Source organism: Caballeronia zhejiangensis, from assembly GCF_022879815.1.
GTDB lineage: Bacteria > Pseudomonadota > Gammaproteobacteria > Burkholderiales > Burkholderiaceae > Caballeronia > Caballeronia zhejiangensis.
Window position 1 is genome coordinate 2,797,122 of sequence record NZ_CP084283.1, and the last position, 24,364, is coordinate 2,821,485.

A 24,364-nucleotide genomic window follows, 5' to 3' on the forward strand; every position below is an offset into this window, starting at 1 on the left:
ATCGTCCGGCTGGCGCGGAACTGCGGCTAGCGCAGTCCGATCATTTTCTTCAGTACGCGGGCCGGGCTGTTGACCGTGAAGAGCGCGGACAGGCGCGCGAGACTCGGCGAGGTCAGATCGCGGATCGCGGCGTCGTCGGCGAGAATCTTCTTCACGAGGTCCAGCTTGCGTGCGCGGGCGGTTTCGTCGAGATCCGAACCGGTATCGACTTCCTTCAGGCGGTCGACCAGCTCGCGATAGGTGCCCTGCAACGCCTTCAGCTCGCTCCATTCGCCACCGCGCGCGGCCACCAGCATCTGACCGGAAACCGCCGCAATGGCCTCGTAGTGGGCGAAATATTCTTGTGTCGTCTTCATTCTTTCGAGGCAGTCGACGCTCATACCCGTCATGCGGGCACGGCGGTCATTTGCGCCACTTCCTGTCCAATTCCGACCCAGGCTTCTTCCAGCGTCGCGAGCAGGCCGTCGACTTCGACGAGCATCGACTCGTTCTGCTTGATGTTCGCCTCGAGCAGCCGGCGCGTCATATACGTGTACAGCGCGTCCAGCCGTTGCGCGATCTCGCCGCCCGCATCCTTGTTGAGCGCCTGCTGCAATCCGCTCTCGATGATGCTGATGGCCTTGCCGATCGCCGCGCCGCGCGCGCCGACGTTGTTCTGCTGCAGATGCATGCGCGCCTGCGCGATCGCCTGACGTGCGCCTTGATACAGCATCACGATCAGCCTGTGCGGGCTCGCTCCGATCACCCCTGTCTGAACGCCCACGCGTGCGTAGGCGCTGGCTCCTGCGTGTCCTGGGGAATACATCTCTCGGGTTCTCCTTATGCGATGCCGCAGCGTGCGCGGGCTTCAAGCGGACGCCGTGCCGCTCGTCCTGATCCGTGTGGGTCCGGTAAAACCGGTGAGAGACGAGCGTGCCGCCCGCCTCAAGCGGGCGAACCATCGTTCGCCGTGCCGTTACCGGGGTTATCGGAAAAACGCGGCAAAGCTTTAGGACTCAAGGCTCTAGAGCAATCGCGAGGATCGAGGGACGGATCGTGTGAAGACCGTCAGACGGAGATCTGCATGATGTCGTTGTAGGCCGACACGAGCTTGTTGCGCACCTGCAGGCCGAACTGCAGGCCGACGTTCGCCTTCTGCATGTCGACCATCACGTCGTTGAGCGACACGTTCGGCGCGCCGATTTCGAATGCGTGCGCCTCGCCGAGTGCCTTGTTCTGGTTGTCGCTGATCTTGTCGATGGACGATTTCAGCGCGTCGGCGAAGCTGCCGGCGCTCGCCGCGCCCGATGTCCCGCTCTGCCCCATGACGGCGCCCGACGCGACGGACGCGGCGTTTGCGGCGCCGGTGCCGCCGGCGGCTTGCGACGCCATCGACTGAATGGCCGACATAGCCGAGGAAAGCGGATTGATCGGAAAGTTCATGTTGACTCCGGATGACAGGAAATAACGGGTGCCGCTCGTGGCGGAGACCCGATGCCCGGCCCGCATTTGCGGAGGTTCGCCGAGTACGAAAAAGATTAGCAGCCGGCGGCTTTTCAAAGCGCGGGAAGAACGGGGAAAACCCCGCTCTATTCGCCGAATCGACTTGCAATCTTCTGCGGATAATCCCCATCGTGAAAAGTCCTCCACCGCCGCTTACATGGAAGCGGGAAGCGGCGGAGGGGAACCTCAGGATTCGGAGCTTCGACGCTAAATGGAAACGCCCAACAACTCACTCATCACGCCCGACGCCAGAATGGGCCTGGCGGGCGCACAGCCGGGCGCAGCCGGAACGGCCACCGCCGGCGCGAGCCTCGCGGGCGGCGCGGGAGCCGACTTCGGCGGCTTCGCGCAGCGCATGCCGATGCTCAACCAGTTCCGCTCGAATCCGCGCGTGCCGCTCATCGTGGCCGTCGCGATTCTGGTGATGGTGGTCGCGGGCCTCGTCATGTGGTCGCGCCAGCCGGACTATCGCGTGCTCTTTTCCAATCTGTCCGACCGGGACGGCGGCGCAATCGTTGCCGCGCTCCAGCAGGGCAACATTCCGTACAAGCTCTCCGACGGCGGCGGCGCCATTCTCGTGCCGGCCGAGCAGGTGCACGAAACGCGTCTGCGTCTCGCGAGCCAGGGCTTGCCGAAGGCCGGCTCGGTCGGCTTCGAGCTGATGGACAACCAGAAGTTCGGCATCAGCCAGTTCGCCGAGCAGGTCAACTATCAGCGCGCGCTGGAAGGCGAGCTGGAGCGCACGATCGGCTCGATTTCGTCGGTGAAGTCGGCGCGCGTGCATCTGGCGATTCCGAAGCCTTCCGTCTTCGTGCGCGACAAGGAACTGCCGACCGCCTCCGTGATGGTCAATCTGTACCCCGGCCGCGTGCTCGACGAAGGCCAGGTGGTGGCGATCACGCACATGGTGGCGTCCGGCGTCGCGGACATGCCGGTCAAGAACGTGAACATCGTCGATCAGGACGGCAACCTGCTGACGAGCCAGAACGCCGCGAACGGCCTCGACGCATCGCAACTGAAGTACGTGCAGCAGATCGAGCACAACACGCAAAAGCGCATCGACGCGATCCTCGCGCCGCTCTTCGGCGCCGGTAACGCGCGTTCGCAGGTCAGCGCCGACATCGACTTCTCGAAGCTCGAGCAAACCGCCGAAAGCTACGGCCCGAACGGCAACCCGCAGAACACGGCGATCCGCAGCCAGCAGTCGAGCGAGTCGAGCGAATCCGGCGGCAGCAGCATCGGCGGCGTGCCGGGCGCGCTGTCGAACCAGCCGCCGCAGCCGGCATCCGCGCCGGTCGACGCAGCGGCATCGGGCGCGGCGGGCGCATCGGCGAAAACGGGTCCGCAGAATCAGCGCAAGGACACGACGACGAACTACGAAGTCGATCGCACCGTGCGTCACTACGAGCAGGCGACGGGCGGCATCAAGCGTCTGTCGGTGGCGGTGGTCGTGAACTACGAGAAGAAGGTCGATGCGAAGGGCAACGTCACGATGACGCCGCTTGCCGCCGACAAGCTCGCGCAGGTCCAGCAGCTCGTGAAGGACGCGATGGGCTTCGACGACAAGCGCGGCGACTCGGTGAACGTCGTGAACAGCGCGTTCTCCGCCGATCTGAACGCGACGCCCGACGTGCCGTGGTGGAAGACGCCGGAATCGATCGGCATGGGCATTCAGGCGGCGAAGTATCTGGGCATCGGCATCGTCGGTCTGTTCCTGTACTTCAGCATGGTGAAGCCGGCGATGAAGCGCGCCTTCCCGCCGCCGCCCGAAGCCGCGCCGACGCTCGCCGTACCGGACGAACTCTCGCTGCTCGACGGCCCGTCGCTCGACGGCGGCGGCACGGCGAAGCTGGAAGACGAAGACAAGGATGCCGAGGTGAGTCTCCTCGGTCATGAAAGCAAGAAAGCCAAATTCGACCGCAATCTCGACTACGCGCGCATGGTCGCGCGTCAGGATCCGAGAATCGTTGCGACGGTCGTAAAGAACTGGGTGTCCGATGAACGCTGAAGGCCTGAATAAAGCCGCTCTCCTCCTGATGTCGATCGGCGAGGAAGAAGCCGCCGAAGTTTTCAAGTATCTCGCCCCGCGCGAGGTGCAGAAGATCGGCGCGACGATGGCGGCCCTGAAAAACGTGACGCGCGAGCAGCTCGACAACGTGCTGACCGAATTCGTGAGCGAAGCCGAGCAGCACACGGCGCTTTCGCTGGATTCGAGCGAGTACATCCGCTCCGTGCTGACGAAGGCGCTCGGCGAAACCAAGGCCGGCGCGCTGATCGACCGTATCCTGCAGGGCAGCGATACGAGCGGCATCGAAGGCCTGAAGTGGATGGACTCGGGCGCGGTCGCGGAACTCATCAAGAACGAGCATCCGCAGATCATCGCGACGATCCTCGTTCACCTGGACCGCGATCAGGCGTCGGAAATCGTGTCGCTGTTGTCCGACCGCCTGCGCAACGACGTGCTCCTGCGCATCGCGACGCTCGACGGCATCCAGCCCGCCGCGCTGCGCGAACTCGACGACGTGCTGACGACGCTGCTCTCCGGCAGCGACAACCTGAAGCGCGCGCCGATGGGCGGCATCCGCACGGCGGCCGAGATTCTCAACTTCATGTCGAGCAATCACGAAGAAGGCGTCATCGCGAACGTGCGCGAATACGACGCCGAGCTCGCGCAGAAGATCATCGACCAGATGTTCGTGTTCGAGAACCTGCTCGATCTGGAAGACCGCGCGATCCAGCTTCTGCTGAAGGAAGTGGAATCGGAAACGCTGATCGTGTCGCTCAAGGGCGCGCAGCCGGCGCTGCGCCAGAAGTTCCTGTCGAACATGTCGCAGCGCGCGGCCGAACTGCTCGCCGAAGACCTCGATTCGCGCGGTCCGGTGCGCGTGTCGGAAGTCGAGCAGCAGCAGCGCAAGATTCTGCAGATCGTCCGCAATCTCGCGGAAAACGGTCAGATCCAGTTAGGCGGCAAGGCCGAGGACGCATATGTCTAACACCCGCGCGCAAAAGGCTCCGGTCTCGGCGTATCAGCGCTGGGAAATGGCGTCGTTCGATCCCGTCGAGATCAAGGTCGACAACAGCGCGGCGGAACAGGCCGCGCTCGAAGCGCACCTGCGCCGCGTCGAGGACGACGCGTATCAGCAAGGTCTCGCGAAGGGGCACGTCGCGGGGCAGGCGCTTGGGTATCAGGCGGGTTACGAGCAAGGTCAGGCGAAGGGTTTCGAGGACGGCCGCAAGGAAGCGCTCGCGCAGGCCGCGCGTCTCGCCGAGATCGCCGATGCGTTCAAGACCGCCCTGCAAGCCGCCGATGCGGCCATCGCGGAATCGCTCGCGGAACTCGCGGTCGATATCGCGCAGCAGGTCGTGCGCCAGCATCTCGCACTCGATCCGACGGCGCTCGTCGCCGTGGCGCGCGAAGTCATCGCGTCCGAGCCGGAGCTGTGCGGCGCGCCGACGCTCATCGTCAATCCGGCCGACATGGCTATCGTCGATGCGTATCTCAAGGACGAACTCGAAGCCGCCGGCTGGACCGTGCGGCCCGATCCGGAAGTCGAGCGCGGCGGCTGCAAGGCGCACGCCGCAACCGGTGAAATCGATGCGACCAACGTGTCGCGCTGGGAGCGCGTGGTGGCCGCGTTGGGGAGAAGCAAGCCGTGGTAAATCAACGGATCACGCAGGATGGTCTGAGCGAACTCGAACAGGAACTCGCGCGCGCGTCGTTCGGCCCGCTCGCCGAAGAGCGCGCGGAAGACGAATCGCCCGACGAACTCGCCGCGCGCACCATCGCCGAACTGGCCGGTATCGCGGGCAATCCGCACATCGACACGTGGCGCGACAAGCTCGACGCGCTGCGCTCGCGCAATGCGATCGCGAAGCCGCTGCGTCCGTGCGGACGTCTCACGCGGGCCGCCGGTCTCGTGCTCGAAGCGGTCGGCCTGAAGATGGGCGTCGGCTCCGAATGCATCATCGAGCTGCCGCCGGGCAGCGCGATTCCGACCGCCGAAGCCGAAGTCGTCGGTTTCGCGGGCGACAAGCTCTTTCTCATGCCGACGACCGAAGTCGCCGGCCTGTTGCCGGGCGCGCGCGTCTATCCGCTGGAAAGCGCGCCGATCAACGATCCGATGGCGGGCGCGAAGCGTCTGCCGGTCGGCTGGGAAATGCTCGGCCGCGTGGTCGACGCGTCCGGCCGTCCGCTCGACGGGCTCGGCCCGCTCGGCGCCAAGGTCGATGCGCCGCTGGCGGGTCCGGTCATCAATCCGCTGAATCGCGAGCCGATCCACAAGGTGCTCGACGTCGGCGTGCGCGCGATCAACTCGCTGCTGACGGTCGGACGCGGCCAGCGCATGGGCCTGTTCGCGGGTTCGGGCGTCGGCAAGTCGGTTCTGCTCGGCACGATGGCGCGCTACACGAGCGCGGAAGTCATCGTGATCGGGCTGATCGGCGAACGTGGCCGCGAAGTGAAGGAATTCATCGAGCAGATTCTGGGCGAGGACGGACTCGCGCGCTCGGTCGTCGTGGCCGCGCCTGCCGACGTGTCGCCGGTGCTGCGGATGCAGGCCGCCGCGTACACGACCTCGCTCGCCGAATATTTCCGCGATCAGGGCAAGCACGTCCTGATGCTGATGGATTCGCTCACGCGTTACGCGATGGCCCAGCGCGAGATCGCGCTCGCCATCGGCGAGCCGCCCGCGACCAAAGGCTATCCGCCGTCGGTGTTCGCGAAGCTGCCGGCGCTCGTCGAGCGCACCGGCAATGGTCCCGAAGGCGGCGGCTCGATCACGGCGTTCTACACCGTGCTCACCGAAGGCGACGATCAGCAGGATCCGATCGCCGACTCGGCGCGCGCGATTCTGGACGGCCATATCGTGCTGAACCGCTCGCTCGCGGAAGCCGGGCACTATCCGGCGATCGACATCGAGCAGTCGATCAGCCGCGTGATGACGTCGATCATCGACGACAAGCATCTCGAACGCGTGCGTCTCTTCAAGCAGATGCTGTCGCGCTATCAGCGCAACAAGGATCTCATCAACGTGGGCGCGTATTCGAGCGGACGCGACCAGTTGCTCGACCGCGCCATCGCGCTGTATCCGCGCATGGAGTCGTTTTTGCAGCAAGGCTTTCGCGAAGAGGCGCCGTTCGAGCCGAGCATCGCGATGTTGAATCAACTGTTCGAATAGTTTTCGACTAGTATCCGAAGCATTCGTCATAAGAAAGCACAAAGACCTTACGGGACCGCCACGCCATGTCGAAGAATCTGCCGATCAACACCCTCATCGAACTCGCCGAAGAGGAACTCGATAACGCCACGAAGAAGCTCGGCAAGCTTCAGCAGGAACGCAACGAGATCGAAACGCAACTGAACGCGCTCGTGACGTATCGCGACGAGTATCACGCGCGTTTCACGGCGTCGGCGCAGCAAGGCACGACGGCGCAGACGCTGCGCAATTTCCAGGCTTTCGTCGATACGCTCGACAGCGCCATCGCGCAGCAGCGCACGCTGCTCCTGATGGCCGATCAGCGCATCGAGGCGGCGAAACCCGACTGGCGTCTCAAGAAACAGAAGCTCGGCAGCTACGAAGTGCTGGCCGCACGCGGCGAGGCGATCCTCGCGAAGAAGGCCGCGCGCGTCGAGCAGCGCGAATCCGACGAACACGCCGCCAAGGTGCTGCGCATGCGCGCCGAGCGGGCTTCGTCGTAACCCATTCATCGATATTTCCAGAGGCTCAGCATGTCCTCCGTTTCTCTTCTCGGCGCGCTTTCCGGCGCCACGTCATCGGGCAACTCCGCGGCGCAGCGCGCGGCGAGCGCCGGCGCGTCGTTCGGCAAGACGCTCCAGGGCATCACCGACCGCGCCAACGCCGATGCGCAAGCGGCTCAGGCGTTCGCGGATTCGTCCGCCGACACATCGAGCGTGCACGACGCGCCGAAGCCTTCCGACGACGCATCGAAGAGCGACGACGCATCCGATGCTCAGGCCGCCGCGAAGCCCGACGAGACGGACGCGCCGAAAGAGGCATCGAAGCCTGCGGACAAGACGAATACGGCCGACGCGTCGAAGCCGGCGTCGGGATCGTCATCGGATGCGGCCGCCGCTGCGCAAGCGAAAGCCCGCGCGGACGCCGCGAACGAAGCCGACGCCGACTCGGACGATACCGAGTCCGCGCTCGCCGATGCGGCCGACGCTGCATCGCTCGTCACGACGACCGCATCGACCGACGACGACAAAGCGACGGACACGACGCACAAGAGCAGCGATGCGAAGTCGGCGCAGGACGCGCTGGCCGCCGCGCTCGCCTCGATGAACAACACGCAGCCCGCGAATGCCACGGCGAACGGTTCGGTCGGGACGGCGCGCGAGGGCGGGAAAGGCGACGATCAGGGCGGCCTCTTCGCGAAAGGCGGAAAGGGCGCGAGCCTGCCCGGGCTGACGGCGAATGCGAAGGCCGGCGACAAGGCTGTCGACGCAGCCGCGCTCGCATCCGCGCAAACCGCGCCGGCGATATCCGCCGACGCCGCGACCGCCGCCTACAAGCAAGCCGCCGACGCGGCCGCGCACGCGGTCGCAATGCAGACGGCATCGGCGGGTTCGGCGGTGTCGAGTCCGCAGGGCGCGATGGCATCGGCGACCAGCGCCGCGATCGCACCGCACGTTGGCGGCTCCGGCTGGGACGACGCGTTCAGTCAGAAGGTCGTGTTTCTGTCGAAGGCGGATCAGCAAAGCGCGGAATTGACGCTGAATCCGAAAGATCTCGGGCCGTTGCAGGTGACGCTGCAGGTCTCCGATAACCACGCGCACGCGCTGTTCGTGTCGCAGCATGCGCAGGTGCGCGAAGCGATCGAAGCCGCGATGCCGAAGCTGCGCGAAGCGATGGAAGCGAACGGCATCAGTCTCGGAAGCGCGTCCGTCGCCGATGGCTTCACGCGCCAGTCGCAGCAACAAAGCGGTGACGGCCGCTCGGGATCGGGCGGCGGCGGCCGTGCGTCGGGCGGAATCGGTGGTCTGGGCGGCGTGAGCGCCGACGATTCCGTTGCGGCGAGTATCAACGTGCCCGTGCGACGCACGGTCGGACTCGTCGATACGTTCGCCTGATCCTTCTCAGCGCCTCACGCCGCACATTCGGCGCGCAGGCGCTCGACGACGACGATGTAATGCCGGGGGGCATCGTCCGTTGAAAGGCCACCGGCGTAGTGACGAGCATGCCGACGAAATGCGCGACGCCGCGCAGCGGCGCGTTCATCGGGAAGTCGAGCACATGCGACGACGCCGACGTGATGTCGATGCCGCACGCGAGCACGCTGGAGACGAGCGCCGCAAAAAGCAGCGCGCGCAGGAGATAGAGGCCGCGCAGCGGGACGTGCGTGAAACGCACGACGATGCCGAGCGCGATCGCGGGTGCGGCGATGAGCAGAAGCGCGGCGAAAAGCGCGTGCAGCACGCTCCTCTGATGCAGCACGCCGACGAGCGTCTACGCGCCGGCGAGTCCGCCGATGACCGCAGGCCAGCCGCACGGCGCGTCAGCATGAGAGCCGCCATCGCGACGCCCGAAGGCGGCCAGATCGACGCGGCGCTCGCCAGATGGAAACCGGCCGAGGCCAGTCAATCGCGACTCAAACGACGATCAGCGTTCTCCCAATTGGCGGACTTTTCTCAAAGTCTCGGCATCGTCCTGAGACAGAACACAGCATGAGTGCAACATTTAGTATTCCTCTGATGGCGGTCTGAAGGGCGCTCCTAGAATCTGCGCGACTCGTCTCCTTTGCCGCCGCGCAGCAACATGCGCGACGCTTTGTCATGCGCGCATTCGTTTCACTGCTGCTGGCTTTCTGCCTGCACGTCCCTTTTTCCGACGCCTTCGCCCAAGGTTCGTCATCGCCCGTAATCGACGCCGCGCCCAAGTCCCGGCCGCGGATCGCGCTGGTTTTGCGACTATGTCCGGCGCGCGCTGGATCTCAACGAAGGCGATGCCTACGACGCGCACGAAATCAACGAACGCCTCGCGCGCCTCGAAACGAGCGGCTACTTCAAGAGCGTCTCGCACGAATTCGTCCGCGAGGACGGCGTGAACCGCCCGCGCGTGAACCCGGCGGAAAAGAGCTGGGGATCCAACTTCCTGCTGTTCTCGCTCGGCGGCCTCCGACATCTGGCGGCGTATGGCGTCAATCAGTTCTCCGGGAACTACGTGTTCTACAGCCAGCTGACGTACCAGTTTCGCGTGGCGTCGCCGAACGGAACGGCGGTGAACGACGTGTATCTCGGCACGATGGCCGAAGCCGGCAACGCAACGTTCGAGCGCAGCGCACTTCGCATGGGCGATCTGAAGAAGAGCCTCAGCGTGTTCGTCGGGGCGACGACCGCTCGGCCCGGCCTATCACGGCTACGCGATCGCGCCGGGCGGCATTCCAAGCGTCTATCTCCAGTTCGGCGCGAAGTTCTGAGGCCGACGTGGCCCGCGCGCGCATTTCTTACAACAACAACCACATGACTTCATGAACAAAACCTGGCTTGCATCGTATCCATCCGGCGTGCCTGCCGAGATCGAATCCGACCGATACCACTCCGTCACCGACCTGCTCGAGCAGAGCTTCCGCCTTTACGCCGGGAAACCGGCGTTCGCGTGCATGGGAGCGTCCATCAGTTACGCGAAGCTCGACGCGCTTTCGCGCGACCTCGCCGCGTGGCTGCAGTCGACCGGCCTGCGCAAAGGCGCGCGCGTCGCGATCATGATGCCCAACGTGCTGCAATATCCGGTCGCGCTCGCGGCGATCCTGCGCGCGGGCTACGTCGTCGTGAACGTGAATCCGCTCTACACGCCGCGTGAGCTCGAACATCAGCTGAAGGACAGCGGCGCCGAAGCGATCATCCTGCTCGACAACTTCGCGGCGACGCTGCAAGCGGTCGTGCACGAGACGACCATCAGACACGTAGTCGTCGCGACGCTGGGCGACTTGCTCGGCGCGAAAGGATGCCTCGTGAACTTCGTCGCGCGGCATGTCAAAAATCTGGTGCCCGCATGGAACCTGCCCGGCCACACGGCGTTCAACGCGGCGCTCGCCCGCGGCAGGCACATGGCGTTCACGCCGGTCGAGCAGCAGCCGGACGACATCGCCCTTCTGCAGTACACGGGCGGCACGACGGGCGTGGCGAAGGGCGCCGTGCTGCCGCATCGCAGTCTGATCGCCAACATGCTGCAGACGCAGGCGTGGCTCGAACCGGCCCGCGCGCAGCGGCCCACGTCCGGACAACTCACGACGGCCATCGCGTTGCCGCTCTATCACGTCTTCGCGCTGACGGCGTGCGGACTGCTGACGATCCAGACCGGCGCATTGGGCGTGCTGATCCCGAATCCGCGCGACATCGGCGGCATGATCCGGACGCTGCGGCGCTATCGCATCACGATGTTCCCGGCGGTGAACACGCTCTACAACGCGATGCTCGATCACCCGGATTTCGCGCAGCTCGATTGCTCGCGGCTCTTCGCGGCTGTCGGCGGCGGTGCGCCGGTGCAGCAGGCCGTGGCGCAGCGCTGGCTCGAAAAGACGGGCGTGCCGATCATCGAAGGCTACGGCCTGACCGAGACGACCGCGTGCGTGACTTGCAACCCGGCGGACTCGACGCAGCGTGGCGGCACGATCGGCTTGCCGCTGCCGTCGACGGAAGTTTCGATCCGCGATGACGCAGGCAACGAAGCCGCGCCCGGCGAACCCGGCGAGTTGTGCATTCGCGGGCCACAGGTCATGGCGGGCTACTGGAATCGTCCGGACGAGACGGCGCACGTCATGACGGCCGACGGCTTCTTCAAGTCGGGCGATATCGCCGTGATGGATGAACACGGCTTCCTGAAGATCGTCGATCGCAAGAAAGACATGATCCTGGTCTCGGGCTTCAACGTCTATCCGAACGAGATCGAGGACGTGGTCGCCGCGCATCCCGGCGTGTTCGAGGCGGCGGCGGTCGGCGTGCCCGACCGTCATTCCGGCGAGTCCGTGAAGATTTTCGTCGTGCGGCGCGACCCGGCCCTCACCGAGGCCGATCTGATCGCGCATTGCAAGGAGCGCCTGACGGGCTACAAGCGGCCCAAGGCAGTCGAGTTCCGCGAGAGTCTGCCCAAGAGCAATATCGGAAAGGTTTTGCGCAGGGAACTGCGCGATGGAACCGCGTGAGCGCGGAAGGAAGAAAGACGTGAAGCAATTCGTTTCGATGAAAGAGGTTGCGGCGGTGGCCATGCTGGCGCTCGCACGCCATGCCCGCGCCGACGACGCGCCGCCGCTAACGCCGCAAACGCAGGAAGCGCGAGCGCGCCGGCCGAATCGCCGTGGAAGGCTTCGATCGGCTTTCGCCGCGCTGAATTACCGCTTCTGAGCGGTTCCCCGGCGCGCCACTGCGCCGGGCTCTCCCTTCTCTTTTCTTTCCCCGCGCGGGCGCAATGCCCGCGCCGGCCTCAAGTTTTCCGTCCGAAAAGCCGAGATAGGTATCGAAGAGCGGGTCCGCGCAGGCCCGGAGCAATCGAACGGAATAGCCAGAAAACCCCCCTCTGTTCGACCCATCGCTTTACACCGCGATAGCCAACAATTCACCCTATCGAAAGAGGCACGCATTTTCATGGCTACCACGACCGCAAACCAGCAACCCATCGTTCCCGCGAAAGCCGGGAAGCTCAAAAAGATCCTGATCATCGCCGTCGGCGCGATCGTGCTGCTCGGCGCGGGCGCCGGTGGCGCGTACTTCTTCGTCGGGAAGAATCATGGTCCGGCCAAGCCGGCGCCGGAGCCGCCGCCCGTGTTCTTCCCGCTCGAATCGCTGACGGTGAATCTCCAGTCGGACGACGGCGCCATGCACTATCTCCGCGCCGGCCTCACGCTCAAGCTGAAGGACGAAAAGGTCCAGTTGCTCGTCACCGAGCACATGCCGGAAGTCCGCAGCCATGTGCTGCTTCTGCTTTCCGGCAAGCGCCCGGACGATCTCGCGACCGTCGACGGCAAGAAGCAGCTTGCCAACGAACTGCGCGCGTCGGTCGAAACCGCGGCGAGCACGGCGGAGAAACCGGTGCGCGTCGAGGAAGTGCTGTTCACCGAATTCGTCGTTCAGTAACGCCGCATCAGCGAGTAAAGAGTCATGGGCCACGAAGAGTTCATGTCGCAGGAGGAGGTCGATGCCCTCCTCAAGGGCGTCACCGGCGAGATCGATCAGGAAGCTGACGAGAAAAAGCCCGCCGGCGTACGTCCGTACAACATTGCGACGCAGGAACGCATCGTCCGCGGCCGGATGCCCGGCCTCGAAATCATCAACGACCGCTTCGCGCGCCTCATGCGCGTGGGCATCTTCAACTTCATGCGGCGCTCGGCGGAAATTTCCGTCGGTCCGGTGAAGGTGCAGAAATACAGCGAATTCACGCGCAATCTGCCGATCCCGACCAATCTGAACCTGGTCCATGTGAAGCCCTTGCGCGGCACGTCGCTGTTCGTGTTCGACCCGAATCTCGTGTTCTTCGTGGTCGATAACCTTTTCGGCGGCGACGGGCGTTTTCATACGCGCGTCGAAGGCCGCGAGTTCACGCAAACCGAGCAGCGCATCATCGCGAAACTGCTGAATCTCGTGTTCGAGCATTACGCGACGTCGTGGCGCAGCGTGAAGCCGCTGCAGTTCGAATACATGCGCTCGGAGATGCACACGCAGTTCGCCAACGTGGCGACGCCGAACGAAATCGTCATCGTGACGCAGTTCACGATCGAGTTCGGCTCGACGGGCGGCACGCTGCACATCTGCATGCCGTACTCGATGATCGAGCCGATCCGCGACGTGCTTTCCTCGCCGATTCAGGGCGAAGCGCTCGAAGTGGACCGCCGCTGGGTGCGCGTGCTGTCGCAGCAAGTGCAGTCGGCGGAAGTGGAACTGACGGTGGATCTCGCCGAGATCCGCTCGTCGTTCGAGCAGATTCTGAACATGCGCGTAGGCGATGTGCTGCCGATCGACATTCCGGAGCAGGTCGTCGCGAAGGTGGACGGCGTGCCGGTGATGGAATGCGGCTACGGAATGTTTAATGGTCAATACGCGCTGCGCGTGCAAAAGATGATCAGCGCGAGCGATACGATGAAGGAAGGTGGATATGAGTGACCTGATGCAGAACGACGCGCCCGGCGCGCCGGAAAAAGGTGAAGAGCTGATGCTGGACGACTGGGCGAGCGCGCTCGCCGAGCAGAACGGCAACGAAGCGCCGGTGGCCGCGAGCGCGGGCGTGTTCCAGCCGCTGTCGAAGGCCGCGGCGCCGTCGACGCGCAACGACATCGACATGATTCTCGACATCCCCGTGCAGATGACGGTGGAACTCGGGCGCACGAAGATCGCGATCCGCAACCTGCTGCAACTCGCGCAAGGCTCGGTCGTGGAACTGGACGGCCTCGCCGGCGAACCGATGGACGTGCTCGTGAACGGCTGCCTCATCGCGCAGGGCGAAGTGGTCGTCGTCAACGACAAGTTCGGCATTCGCCTGACCGACATCATCACGCCGTCCGAACGCATCCGGAAGTTGAATCGATGAAACGCCTGGCCGTTGCGCTGCTCTTCGCCGCGCCTCTTTTCGCCCATGCCGCCGACATGAACGCGGTGAACCACGCCGCGCAGATCGCCTCGGGCGTCGGCGCGGGCACCGCGGTGCCATCGCTCGGTTTCGGCGCGGTGTTGCAGACGCTGCTCGGACTCGTGATCGTGATCGGCTTCGTGTTCGGCTGCGCATGGCTCGCGCGCAAGTTCGGCTATCAGGGCGGCAAGCGCAGCGGTCTCGTGAAGGTCGTGGGCGGCGCATCGCTCGGCAACAAGGAACGCGTCGCGGTCGTCGAAGTGGGCGATACGTGGCTCGTGCTCGGCGCCGGTCCTGGCAACGTGCGTCTGTTGCACACGATGCCCGCAGGCTCGGCGGAAGTGGAAGGCGTCGGCGTTCCCGCGCAATCATCGCCGCCGGCGGGCAACTTCGGGCAGCGCTTTCGCGACGCCCTCGCCGGCGAAGCGAACAAGCGGCTCCAGAAGTTCGTTTCTCCCGGCAAATAAGTCAGTCTTGCCGATGCATCGGGCGCGGTTCGCGAGGACCGCGCCCGATGTGCGTTTACGGCGCACGTTCGCAATAGAACGAGTTGGCGCGGGTTTCCCCCTCTTTTCGCCCCATCGTCCCATGCCGCGATAGCCGAGAATTCACGCTATCGAAAGAGGCAGGATTCCATGGTCATCACGTTCGTCGTTCATCAAGGTCAGCGCATTCTCGATGCCCTCGCAAGCATCGTCGGCGGGAGCAAGTAATGCAGGTGAGTCGTAACATCGTGCGCGGCGTGAAGCTCGCGCTGCCCGTCGCAATCGGCCTCGCGCCGTATCTGGCGTTCGCGCAAAGCACGGCGGGGCTGCCCGCCTTCAACACGAGTCCCGGCCCGAACGGCGGCACGACGTACTCGCTCAGCGTGCAGACGATGCTGCTGCTGACGATGCTCTCGTTCCTGCCCGCGATGGTCCTGATGATGACGAGCTTCACGCGCATCATCATCGTGCTGTCGCTGTTGCGGCAGGCGCTCGGCACCACGAGCACGCCGCCGAACCAGGTGCTCGTCGGCCTCGCGCTGTTTCTGTCGTTCTTCGTGATGTCGCCGGTTCTCGACAAGGCTTACACCGACGCATACAAGCCCTTCTCCGAAGGCCAGATCGCGATGGATCAGGCGATGACGCGCGGCGTCGCGCCCTTCAAGCAGTTCATGCTGAAGCAGACGCGCGAATCGGATCTCGCGCTGTTTGCGCGCATCTCGCACGCCGCGCCGATGAACGGACCGGAAGACGTGCCGCTTTCGCTGCTCGTGCCGTCGTTCGTCACGAGCGAATTGAAGACGGGTTTCCAGATCGGCTTCACGATCTTCATTCCGTTTCTCATCATCGACATGGTGGTGGCGAGCGTGCTGATGTCGATGGGCATGATGATGGTTTCGCCTTCGACGATCGCGCTGCCGTTCAAGCTGATGCTGTTCGTGCTCGTCGATGGCTGGCAGTTGCTGATCGGCTCGCTCGCGCAGAGCTTCGTTTCCTGATTTCGTGAGACTTTGAAATGACGCCAGAATCCGTCATGACGATGGCGCATCAGGCGATGTACGTCGCCTTGTTGCTCGCCGCGCCCTTGTTGCTGGTCGCGCTCGTCGTCGGTCTCGTGGTGAGCCTGTTCCAGGCGGCCACCCAGATCAACGAATCGACGCTCTCGTTCATTCCGAAGCTGATCGCGGTGGCGGTGACGCTCGTGATCGCCGGTCCGTGGATGCTCTCGACGCTGCTCGACTACATGCGCCACGTTTTCACGATCACGCCTGCGATCACGGGCTGAGTTTCGTTCGATGTTCTCCGTCACCTATGCGCAGCTGAACGGCTGGCTCACGGCGTTTCTGTGGCCGTTCGTGCGAATTCTCGCGCTGATCGCCACCGCGCCCGTGCTGAGCCACATGGCGATTCCGATGCGCGTGAAGATCGCGCTTGCGGCCTTCATCTCGCTGATCGTCGCGCCGACGCTGCCCGCGATGCCGCAGGCGACGGTGTTTTCGGCGGCGGGCGTGTGGATCATCGTGAATCAGTTTCTGATCGGCGCGGCGATCGGCATGGTGATGCAGATCGCGTTCGCGACCGTCGATGCAGCCGGCGAGTTCATCGGGCAGCAGATGGGCCTCGGTTTCGCGACGCTTTACGATCCGCGCGCGGGTGGCAATGCGGTGGTCGTGTCGCGCTATCTGAACACGCTGGCGATGCTCGCGTTTCTCGTCTTCGATGGCCATCTGCAGTTGATGAGCGCGCTCGTGGCGACTTTTCAGAGCGTGCCGATCGAGGCGAATGTGGTGGCGTCGGCTTCGCATGCGCAGGGATGGCGCGTGTTGGTCGGGTATGGCGCGAGCGTGTTTTCGACGGGCTTGCTGCTGGCGTTGCCGATCGTGGCGGCGCTGCTTATCGCCAATCTGGCGCTCGGCGTTTTGAATCGCGCTGCGCCGCAGATCGGGATATTTCAGGTCGGGTTTCCGGTGACGATGCTCGTCGGGCTGCTTTTGTTGCAGCTCATGGTGCCGAATCTGATGCCGTTTTTTCAGCGGGTTTTCGATGTGGGGATTGCGCAGATTGGGCGGGTTGCGGGGGCGCTTTAGTCGCTAAAGAAGCGCCTGCTGCAAGGGCGCCCGATGCTCATGCACTTTGATGATTCGATACTCGTTTTTCAACGCGCCAGCTTCGATCGATTGAATTTGGCGTAGATCGACGACGAGGACGTCGCCTTTTCCAAAGCGTTCGCCGCTATTCACTTTGCTCAGAAATACTTCGTCGTCCAATGCGGCGAAAAAAGGATATTGGCCGTCGTGAACGCGCCATTTGTTTCCGTCCTTGAATACGACGGATTCCACCAGCAGGACTTTTCTCGCAACGAAGTCCGAGACCACTTCGCCGCTGTCATTGTCGGATGATGCAAATGACGCAAGCTCATCGTCTTCGATGATGAGTTCCACTTTCTCGCCGCGCACGATACCGAAGTTCGATATGCCTTCGCGCTCGAGAGGCGACAGGGTCTTGCTAAGACTCGAGCGCACGGTGGTATTTCGCCAGAGGCGCACGACATTGGCCTCGACCTCGACGGACTCCGTTTCTGTGATCCACACATGCGAGACTTCACCGACCTGTTCGATTCGGTGCGGCCGGCGTCCGCGCAGCTTGCGTGCCAGCCCGACGACGCCGCCACCGCCGCCGATGAGGCCGAGGATGGTGAGGATCGTATAAGCATTGGAAATTGCCGTGGCATTGGACCCGGCGAACATATCCCGGATCTGGGCCAGCAGTTGTTGCACGAAGATGAGATCGAGTTCGAACGAACCGGCTTTGAAACTGCCTTTGACTTCGACCCGGACATCGGCTGAATCGCCGTTCAGTTCCTTGTTCGCTGCCGTGAACAAATCGGCGATGGCCACGAGCGCGGGCGCAAGGTCCCGCACATCCATTCGATGTTCCGCGAGTGCAGGGCCGTCATATACGACGTTGAACCGCTCGTGGTTGCTCATGTCGTTGTGATGTTCGGAATACTGGGATTCGCTGCCGCGCGGGCTGGCAGGTCGACCGGATGTTACCACGCAGCCTCCTCGAATAGCGGGCCGTGGCGGGCACCGCCATACATGCGATAGGGCCGCCCGAGGGGCGGAAACTACGCGACAACGGGACTCGTCAAGGATGAGTCATTTCACGATGCCGAGCGGCAACATCATGTCTGAGCGCGCACGATAGAGATACACGAAACGTCCCATTTCGCGTGCTCTTCTACCGCACCTCGATCTGAGTTGGCTTCCTTTGCATACCCAACGGCAGCGCGTAGCGCTGCGCCGAAGCTGTTTCGTGCTGAACCAGCGCGTTAAAGGGAATGGTTTGTCGGACCGTGCGCGAGCCAAGCCCGATTGGTTCTATGAGGGCACTCTTTAGGCGAGTGCCACCGAGGACGAGAGGACTACCCAAATTGCGTGTGACCGCGGGCTTGAAAAGCTGCTTTCTTCGCCTACTTTCTTTGCAGCAGCAAAGAAAAGTAGGTGCCGCCCCGCACAGGGGCAACGTTAATAGACCGACGCGAATACGGGATCCGGCGAAAGCAGAAGGGAGAACGCAGAAAGCAAAAAAAGCCGCCTTCAACCCTGAATGTAATCAAACAACGACATCTTCTGAATCTGCGAAAACGCCATCTGCGCGGCCTGCAGCGAACTCTGCGTCAACTCGTACTGACTGATCGACGAAACGAGGTCGATGCTCGTCAGATTCGCGATGTCACTCGCCGTCTGCGTCTGACTCGTCTGCATTGCGCTCTGCGTCGACTGCACTTGCTGCTCGCGTCCGCCCACCACAGTCTGCGCCGCCAGCACGTTGTTGAACGTGTTGCTTACCTTCGTGCCGATCGTCGTCAGCGTGTTGGTCAGCGCCGCCTGCGCGCCCGGCGATCCCGTCGGCTGCTTGAGCGCGTTCACGAGGCTGTCGAGCGTCGCGAAGATGTCGTTGTTGCCCGAGGCCGCCGGCTCCACGGAGAACGTGTCGCCATCGGCGGGCGTGCCGTCGATCGTCACCTTCTGGCCGCCAAGCGCGATGTCCGTGCTGCCCGTGTAGGCCACGTTCGTCGGCAACGATGAATCCGCCGGGTTCGACGTGACCGAGTAGGTCGTCGAGCCATCCGTCGCCGAGACCAAGAACTTGATCGTGTACGTGCTCGCATTGGCCGCGTTGCTCGTATCGTTGACGCTCACGCCGCTGATCGTCCCGGTGCCCGTGTTCGTGCTCGCCGCGCTCGACACCGGATCGCTTTCCGTCGGCAATACGCTGCCGAAGATCGACGCGCCCGTGTCACCCACCGGGATCGTCCGTCCTTCGCTGATCTGCACCGTGCGCTGGCCGTAATCGCCCGAATACTGCGCGCCGACGCCCGACGGGTCGTTCGTGTACGGCTGCGTGCCGCCCTTGAGTCCCGAGAAAATATAGTTGCCGTTGCTGTCCGTGGTGTTCGCGAGGCTGAAGAGCTGATCGCGCAAACCCTGAATCGTGTTCGCGATGGCCGTGCGGTCCGAATCGGTGAGCGAACCGTCGCCCGCATGCACGATCTGCGTCTGCACGCTCGTCAGCGCGCTGCTCACGCTGCTCAGCGTCGCGTCTTCCTGCTGCAGCGCGGACAACGCCGTCGTCTGATTCGTGCCGTACTGCGTGAGCGCGCCGCTTTTCATCGTGAGCTGCACCGCCTGCGCCGCGCCGAGCGGATCGTCCGACGCGGTGAGAAGGCGCTTGCCCGACGAGATCTGCTGATACATCGACGAAAGCGTACTTTGCTGGTCGCTCATCGAAGCGACGTTCAGGTTGAAGTACTGGGAACTGGAAATACGCATCGCGTTTAGCCTCAGTTGAACATGCCGAGCAGCGACTGGAACAGCGTCGCGGCGGTCTGAATCACCTTGCTGTTCGCTTGATAGAGCTGCTGGTACTGAATCAGGTTGGCCGCCTCTTCGTTCAGGTTCACGCCCTGCACCGATTGCTGCGCCGACGTCGCCTGGTTGAGGAGCGAGGTCTGCGCCGTGCTCGTCGCCTTGAGCTGATTCGTCTGGTTGCCGATGTTGTTGATATAGCTCGAGTACGAACTCGTCAGCGTGTCCGTGCCGCCGTTGAGCGACTTCGCCGACACCAGGTTCGACATCGCGAGCGCATTGCTGCCGTCGCTCGTGCCGCCCTTGTTCTGCGCGATCGCGAACGCGTCGCCGTCCTTCGGCGTGCCGCTGATGGTCGCCGAAACGCCCATCGCCGAGACCGTGAGACCGTTGTTCGCGTCGTACGGAATCGTCGTGCCCGCGGTGTACGTCGTCGTGCCGACGGTGACATCGACATCCGATGTAAAGCCGTTCGCCGACGCGCTGTACGTCAGGTTGATGCCCGACGTCATCGTGTTGCTCGTCACCGTCGCCGACGAAATCGATGCCGTGCCGGTGTTCGTGGTCGCCGCCGACGTCACCGCGGGCGACGCCGCCGCGATCGCCGCGCCGTTGCTCGTCGTGAGCTTGAAGTTGTCGAGCGCGCCGCGCGTCGGCTGGATCGTGAACGAGTCGCCCTTCTGCACGCCGCTGAGCGTCGACACGTCGATGTTCAGGCCGTTGATCGTCTTGTTCGTCTCCGTCGCCGGATCGATCGTGCCGAGTGTATTGCCGCTTGCCGGGTCCGTCACCGTGTACTTGCTGCCGTCGTACGTGACCGTGAAGTCGTTCGTCGGCGGCTGTGCGCCATCGGCGATCGTCGCCGTCGGCACGCCGGTGCCCTTGTTGCGCGCGTTCGAGATGACGGTCGGATCGCTCGTCGAAAACAGCTTGCCGCCGGCCTGGCCGTTGAGGTCGAGACCGAGCGCGTTCTGATCGTTCAACTGATTGGCGAAGCTCGTCGCGATCGCGCCGAGTTGCGCCTGCGCCGGATCGAGCGTCTGCGTGCGGAAGTCGATGAGACCGCCGACCGTGCCGCCCGTCAGCGCCGAGTTGTCGAGGTACTGCATGTTCGCGGCCGTCTGCGTCGCGCCGTTGCTGCTCTGGTAGGCGATCGTGAGCTCGCTCGGATCGGACGGCGACGGCACGGCTTGCAGCCCGTACTGCGTACCTCCGACGACGAGCGGCTGCCCGTTGCCGATGAACACGTTGTAGTTGCCGTCGGACTGCACGACCTGCACGCCGATCATCGACGACAGGTTCGTGACGAGCTGATCGCGCTGATCGAGCAACTGGTTCGGCTGCTGGCCGCCCGCGCTGGCGATGTTGATCTGCTTGTTGAGATCGGCGATCTGTTGCGAGTAGCTGTTGATCTGCGAGACCGCGCTCGTCAGTTGCGTGTTGACGCTCTGACGCAGTTGGTCGTATTGCTGGCCTGCCGTGTTGATCTGATCGGCGAGCGTTTGCGCGCTGCTCATCAGCGACTGGCGCGCGGAGGAACTGTTCGCCGAATTCGCCACCGACTGCAGGCCGGAGAAGTAATTCGAGATGCCTTTCGAGATGCCGGAAGTCGGATCGCCGACGAGGTTGTTCAGCTGCGAGATCAGCGAGTAATACGTGCTGGCGGCGCTGCTGGACGCTTGCGTGTTGTTGACTTGCGTCGTCAGGTACTGGCTGTACTGGCGCGTGACGGTGACGGCCTGAACGCCGCTGCCGAGATAGCCCGAGCCGGTGAACTGACCGGGCGACTCCTGATACTGGACTTTCTCGAGCGTATAGCCCGGCGTCGCGGCGTTGCTGATGTTCTGTCCCGTCGTCGTGAGGCCCCATTGGGCCGCGTTCAAACCGGAAAGACCAATGCTGAAGATGTTATTGGACATGCGTGAATCCTGGTGAAGCGGCGTTGGATCGAGCGCTGCCGCATGGCTGATTTGTATATCGGCCGATTGCCGGGGAAGTTGAGCGTTTGCGGGTTGGGTTTTGGCTTTTACCGAAGCCCGGGCGGTTTTTGCGATGGGGCCATTATCGGAGAGGTGGCGCAATGGCTATTGCGCGAAGAGCATGCCTTTTTGGGGCTAATTCTTCGATTTTGTTTCGTTGGCCTTGGTTTTTCGCTTTTGCTTTTGCTTTTGCTTCCGGTTTCGCCGGATCCCGTGTTCGTGTCGGTCTAATAGCGTTGCCCCTGTGCGGGGCGGCACTCACTTTCTTTGCTGCTGCAAAGAAAGTAAGCAAAGAAAGCAGCTTTTCAGGCCCGCGGTCACACGCAATTTGGGTAGTTCTCTCGTCCCAGGCGGCACTCGCCTAAAGAGTGCCCTCATCACAATAACGGGGCTTGGATCGCGCACGGTCCGCCGCCCGAAAACGTTGAGCGCGCTGGTTCAGCACGAAAGAGCTTCGGCACAGCGCTACGCGCTGCCGCCGGGTATGCGAGGGAAACCGGCGTGATGCACGCGCGGCGAGATGGAGGCGTTAGTGAAGAAGCGCATGCTTCCCCGATTGGCCGGTCGGCCGCGAAGCGGGCCGGAGCCATTTCGTGCTGAACCGGTTTGTTGTGTGGCGAGTGATGGCGGACCGTGCGCGAGCCAAGCCCGATGGGGCCTATGAGGGCACTCTTTAGGCAGCCCACGATGGACGAGAGGACTACCCAAATTGCGTGTGACCGCGGGCGTGTCAGTAGCTGCTTTCTTTGGTTACTTTCTTTGCAGCAGCAAAGAAAGTGACTGCCGCCCCGCACAGGGGCAGTGCTAATAGACCGACACGAAAACGGGATCCGGCGAAAACGAAAGCAAAAGCAGAAGCAAAAGCAAAAGCAAAAGCAAAAGCAAAAGCAAAACCCCTACTTCGCCAAAGACCGCCGCTTCATCTCAAGCTGAGTGATCAGCCGCTGAAGAGTATTCTCCGCCGACCCCGGCATCGAAACAAACTTGAACCCGATGGTATATCGCCGATCCCCTTTCGCCGTCGTCGATTCCCGATGCGAAACCAGCATCATATCCACCGTCACACGTCCATTCGCGCTGAAATGCAGCTCGGCATCCTGAAACACGATGCCCATCTCCAGATCCGCGATGCGATCATCCGTCGTGCGCAGCGCCACGCCGCCCAGCGACAGATCATGCACCTCGAAGCGGAATCGCTCGCCATCCGGCAACGAACCCGTGCAGATGTAAGGATCGAGAACCGGCGTATCGACACGGAAATACTCGCGCCGCTGCATGTAGTACAGCACCGTCGGAAAATCGACTTCGAACGCCGGACGCCCGTCGAACATCGTTTCGCGCGCACCCGGCGTCGTGAACTCGACGCGCACGCCATCCGGCGCCGCACTGAAAATCAGCTTCTGCGACGCAAGCACGCCGCGATTCTGCTCGTCGAGACCGCCCCAGTCGAACGTGAAGCGATGCGCGGTCACATCGACGTCGAGCACGCGCGTGACGATCTGACCGTCGCCGTATTGCGCCGTCAGAAAGTCCCCGCGATTGGCGAGATTGCGCAGCGCCACGCCGATTTCCAGCGGATTACGCCTGCCGAAATCCACGATCGGCGCGATATCCTCGTCGGCAACGTCATGCTTTTGATTGGTGTTCATGGTGCTAGCCGTGTTCATTGTGCTCGCGCGCTGCCCGACCCCCGAACATCGCGCGACGATCCGAACCGAATAGGTCCGGCACTTCGATTATTCAGGTTAGCGGCATACCTCTTCAAAAGTTTAGGGTCGCCCGCCGAAAAATGTATGTGGTGCGCCGTCCCTACGGACGTAAAACGTTTGCTTCCCCGAAGCAATAAAGCGGCCGCATACATCGGCTGAATGCGCGGCGTGGCCCGCGCTTCAATATCGAACTACGCGGTCGAACGGGCGTCAGACGATCTGACGCATGATCGAGATGAGCTTCTTCGCGTACTGCGGATCGGTCGCGTAGCCCGCCTTCTGCATGCCGTGCGCGAAGCCCGCGACGTCGCGCGAAGCCTGAATCACCGGCGCATAACGCGGATTGTTCTTGATGACGCTCGCGTAATCGGTAAGCGCGTCCTCGTACGAATCGTAAGCGCGGAATTTCTCGACGACCTTCTGCGGACGGCCGTTGATGTATTCCGTCGTCACCGAGCTGACAGTCTTGCCGTTCCAGTCTTTCGTCGCCTTGACGCCGAAGATGTTGTGGCTCGTCGCGCCGTTCGGATGCTTGATCTCGCGCTTGCCCCAGCCCGATTCGAGCGCCGCCTGACCGATGATGAAGCGCGCCGGAATGCCCGTCGCCGCGCTCGCGGCCTGCGCCGGCACGGCGAGCCGGTCGACGAACGCGTTCACCTTGTCAGACCCGTTGCCGCGCGCCGGCGCTTCCACCGAATCCGCCGCCGTGTAGCCCTTGCCGGCGAGCGACGCGTTGTTCCTGTTGCCCTGCGCCGCAGCGTAAGCTTTCGCCATCGCGTTCATCGCGGCGAGATTGCCCGCGTTCGCGTCGAGATCGCCGCCGCCGCCCGACATGCCGCCGAGCGTCTGCATCGCGTTCATCGTGTTCATGGCGCCGCCCTTGCCGTCCGCGCCGGTCTGCGCGCCCGAGTTGCGCATGAGCTGCTTGAGCATCATGTCCGCGACGCCGATGCCCTTCGACGACATCTGCTGCGACAATTGCTGATCGAGCATCGACGTGAAGGTCTTCGAATCGTTCGATTCGAACGGGCTGTCCGAAGGCGTCGCGTCGCGCATGCTCTTCAACATCATCTGCGTGAAGACGGCGTCGAACTGCTTGGCCGCTTCCTTCAGGCCCTGCTGCGGGTTCGCGCCGGCCTGCGCGCGCAATGCGTCGAAGCCCTGCGTGTCGAGCGCGAAACGGTTCGAGAGATTCGAGAATCCGCTGCTCGTATCGGTCGATGCCAGCGCGGTGCCGGCGATGCCGTTCGTGTTCGAGTTCAT

At 63.4% G+C, this 24,364-nt stretch carries 26 protein-coding genes; 17 read left to right on the forward strand and 9 right to left on the reverse strand.

Annotated elements, in window-relative coordinates:
* Positions 1–26: 26 nt before the first annotated feature.
* The 3 genes from LDZ23_RS13445 to fliE form a co-directional block, all read right to left on the reverse strand.
* A complete protein-coding gene (locus tag LDZ23_RS13445; protein WP_033536661.1) occupies positions 27–356 on the reverse strand; it encodes a flagellar protein FliT in 330 nt (109 codons plus the stop codon).
* A gap of 29 nt (positions 357–385) precedes the next feature.
* Entirely contained in the window at positions 386–805 is a 420-nt protein-coding gene (gene fliS / locus LDZ23_RS13450; RefSeq protein ID WP_033536660.1) for a flagellar export chaperone FliS, read from the reverse strand.
* A 242-nt stretch (positions 806–1,047) separates the two neighbouring features.
* Positions 1,048–1,422, reverse strand: coding sequence for a flagellar hook-basal body complex protein FliE (gene fliE, locus LDZ23_RS13455; protein WP_008352588.1), 375 nt, complete (start codon positions 1,420–1,422; stop codon positions 1,048–1,050).
* 271 nt (positions 1,423–1,693) lie between these two features.
* Here fliE and fliF point away from each other — a divergent pair, with 271 nt between their 5' ends.
* The 6 genes from fliF (at position 1,694) to LDZ23_RS13485 (ending at position 8,572) form a co-directional block, all read left to right on the forward strand.
* Positions 1,694–3,490 (forward strand): flagellar basal-body MS-ring/collar protein FliF, encoded by a 1,797-nt coding sequence (gene fliF, locus LDZ23_RS13460; RefSeq protein ID WP_008352586.1) that lies wholly within the window; start codon positions 1,694–1,696, stop codon positions 3,488–3,490.
* Positions 3,480–4,475 carry a flagellar motor switch protein FliG gene (gene fliG, locus LDZ23_RS13465; RefSeq protein WP_008352584.1) on the forward strand — a complete coding sequence of 332 codons (996 nt, stop codon included), beginning with the start codon at positions 3,480–3,482 and terminating at the stop codon, positions 4,473–4,475. Before fliF ends, fliG begins: the two co-directional genes overlap by 11 nt.
* A complete protein-coding gene (fliH, locus tag LDZ23_RS13470; RefSeq protein ID WP_008352582.1) occupies positions 4,468–5,142 on the forward strand; it encodes a flagellar assembly protein FliH in 675 nt (224 codons plus the stop codon). Before fliG ends, fliH begins: the two co-directional genes overlap by 8 nt.
* A complete protein-coding gene (fliI, locus tag LDZ23_RS13475; RefSeq protein ID WP_008352580.1) occupies positions 5,136–6,659 on the forward strand; it encodes a flagellar protein export ATPase FliI in 1,524 nt (507 codons plus the stop codon). The genes fliH and fliI overlap by 7 nt, the downstream gene beginning before the upstream one ends.
* 65 nt (positions 6,660–6,724) lie before the next feature.
* Positions 6,725–7,180: a flagellar export protein FliJ gene (gene fliJ, locus LDZ23_RS13480; RefSeq protein ID WP_008352578.1), complete on the forward strand. Its 456-nt coding sequence runs from the start codon at positions 6,725–6,727 to the stop codon at positions 7,178–7,180.
* Positions 7,181–7,210: 30 nt separating this feature from the next.
* Positions 7,211–8,572, forward strand: coding sequence for a flagellar hook-length control protein FliK (locus LDZ23_RS13485; RefSeq protein ID WP_008352577.1), 1,362 nt, complete (start codon positions 7,211–7,213; stop codon positions 8,570–8,572).
* On the opposite strand, the gene LDZ23_RS13490 is transcribed toward LDZ23_RS13485, so the two are convergent.
* Positions 8,523–8,936 carry a hypothetical protein gene (locus LDZ23_RS13490; RefSeq protein WP_033536659.1) on the reverse strand — a complete coding sequence of 138 codons (414 nt, stop codon included), beginning with the start codon at positions 8,934–8,936 and terminating at the stop codon, positions 8,523–8,525. The genes LDZ23_RS13485 and LDZ23_RS13490 overlap by 50 nt on opposite strands.
* A gap of 66 nt (positions 8,937–9,002) precedes the next feature.
* On the opposite strand from LDZ23_RS13490, the gene LDZ23_RS13495 reads away from it, so the two are divergent.
* From LDZ23_RS13495 to fliR, 10 genes are all read left to right on the forward strand, one after another.
* Complete coding sequence (locus LDZ23_RS13495; RefSeq protein ID WP_160297405.1) at positions 9,003–9,170, forward strand: hypothetical protein; 168 nt, start codon at positions 9,003–9,005, stop codon at positions 9,168–9,170.
* A 372-nt stretch (positions 9,171–9,542) separates the two neighbouring features.
* Positions 9,543–9,965, forward strand: a complete 423-nt coding sequence (locus LDZ23_RS13500) for a hypothetical protein (RefSeq protein WP_008352575.1) — start codon at positions 9,543–9,545, stop codon at positions 9,963–9,965.
* A gap of 4 nt (positions 9,966–9,969) precedes the next feature.
* Positions 9,970–11,643 (forward strand): long-chain-fatty-acid--CoA ligase, encoded by a 1,674-nt coding sequence (locus LDZ23_RS13505; protein ID WP_008352574.1) that lies wholly within the window; start codon positions 9,970–9,972, stop codon positions 11,641–11,643.
* Between the two features lie 439 nt (positions 11,644–12,082).
* Complete coding sequence (gene fliL / locus LDZ23_RS13510) at positions 12,083–12,571, forward strand: flagellar basal body-associated protein FliL (protein WP_008352572.1); 489 nt, start codon at positions 12,083–12,085, stop codon at positions 12,569–12,571.
* 24 nt (positions 12,572–12,595) lie between these two features.
* Positions 12,596–13,594: a flagellar motor switch protein FliM gene (gene fliM / locus LDZ23_RS13515; protein ID WP_008352571.1), complete on the forward strand. Its 999-nt coding sequence runs from the start codon at positions 12,596–12,598 to the stop codon at positions 13,592–13,594.
* Positions 13,587–14,018, forward strand: a complete 432-nt coding sequence (fliN, locus tag LDZ23_RS13520) for a flagellar motor switch protein FliN (protein WP_008352569.1) — start codon at positions 13,587–13,589, stop codon at positions 14,016–14,018. The genes fliM and fliN overlap by 8 nt, the downstream gene beginning before the upstream one ends.
* Positions 14,015–14,524, forward strand: coding sequence for a flagellar biosynthetic protein FliO (gene fliO, locus LDZ23_RS13525; RefSeq protein ID WP_008352567.1), 510 nt, complete (start codon positions 14,015–14,017; stop codon positions 14,522–14,524). Before fliN ends, fliO begins: the two co-directional genes overlap by 4 nt.
* Positions 14,525–14,769: 245 nt before the next feature.
* Complete coding sequence (gene fliP / locus LDZ23_RS13530; protein WP_033536657.1) at positions 14,770–15,540, forward strand: flagellar type III secretion system pore protein FliP; 771 nt, start codon at positions 14,770–14,772, stop codon at positions 15,538–15,540.
* A gap of 17 nt (positions 15,541–15,557) precedes the next feature.
* The gene (fliQ, locus tag LDZ23_RS13535; RefSeq protein ID WP_008352562.1) at positions 15,558–15,827 is read left to right on the forward strand and encodes a flagellar biosynthesis protein FliQ; all 270 of its coding nucleotides are present in this window, start codon (positions 15,558–15,560) and stop codon (positions 15,825–15,827) included.
* A 10-nt stretch (positions 15,828–15,837) separates the two neighbouring features.
* On the forward strand, positions 15,838–16,629 hold the full coding sequence (gene fliR / locus LDZ23_RS13540) for a flagellar biosynthetic protein FliR (RefSeq protein ID WP_008352560.1): 792 nt from the start codon (positions 15,838–15,840) through the stop codon (positions 16,627–16,629).
* A gap of 3 nt (positions 16,630–16,632) precedes the next feature.
* Here fliR and LDZ23_RS13545 read toward each other — a convergent pair whose 3' ends face one another.
* The 3 genes from LDZ23_RS13545 to flgK all read right to left on the reverse strand — a co-directional run bounded on the left by LDZ23_RS13545 (position 16,633) and on the right by flgK (position 21,332).
* Complete coding sequence (locus tag LDZ23_RS13545; RefSeq protein WP_235366282.1) at positions 16,633–17,598, reverse strand: LAPAL motif-containing putative phage structural protein; 966 nt, start codon at positions 17,596–17,598, stop codon at positions 16,633–16,635.
* Positions 17,599–18,141: 543 nt separating this feature from the next.
* Positions 18,142–19,377, reverse strand: a complete 1,236-nt coding sequence (gene flgL, locus LDZ23_RS13550; RefSeq protein WP_244807671.1) for a flagellar hook-associated protein FlgL — start codon at positions 19,375–19,377, stop codon at positions 18,142–18,144.
* Between the two features lie 11 nt (positions 19,378–19,388).
* A complete protein-coding gene (gene flgK, locus LDZ23_RS13555) occupies positions 19,389–21,332 on the reverse strand; it encodes a flagellar hook-associated protein FlgK (protein ID WP_008352554.1) in 1,944 nt (647 codons plus the stop codon).
* Between the two features lie 42 nt (positions 21,333–21,374).
* On the opposite strand from flgK, the gene LDZ23_RS13560 reads away from it, so the two are divergent.
* The gene (locus tag LDZ23_RS13560) at positions 21,375–21,623 is read left to right on the forward strand and encodes a hypothetical protein (protein WP_008352551.1); all 249 of its coding nucleotides are present in this window, start codon (positions 21,375–21,377) and stop codon (positions 21,621–21,623) included.
* 665 nt (positions 21,624–22,288) lie between these two features.
* On the opposite strand, the gene LDZ23_RS13565 is transcribed toward LDZ23_RS13560, so the two are convergent.
* Entirely contained in the window at positions 22,289–23,041 is a 753-nt protein-coding gene (locus LDZ23_RS13565; protein WP_008352549.1) for a flagellar brake protein, read from the reverse strand.
* 270 nt (positions 23,042–23,311) lie between these two features.
* Positions 23,312–24,364 carry a flagellar assembly peptidoglycan hydrolase FlgJ gene (gene flgJ, locus LDZ23_RS13570; RefSeq protein ID WP_008352547.1) on the reverse strand — a complete coding sequence of 351 codons (1,053 nt, stop codon included), beginning with the start codon at positions 24,362–24,364 and terminating at the stop codon, positions 23,312–23,314.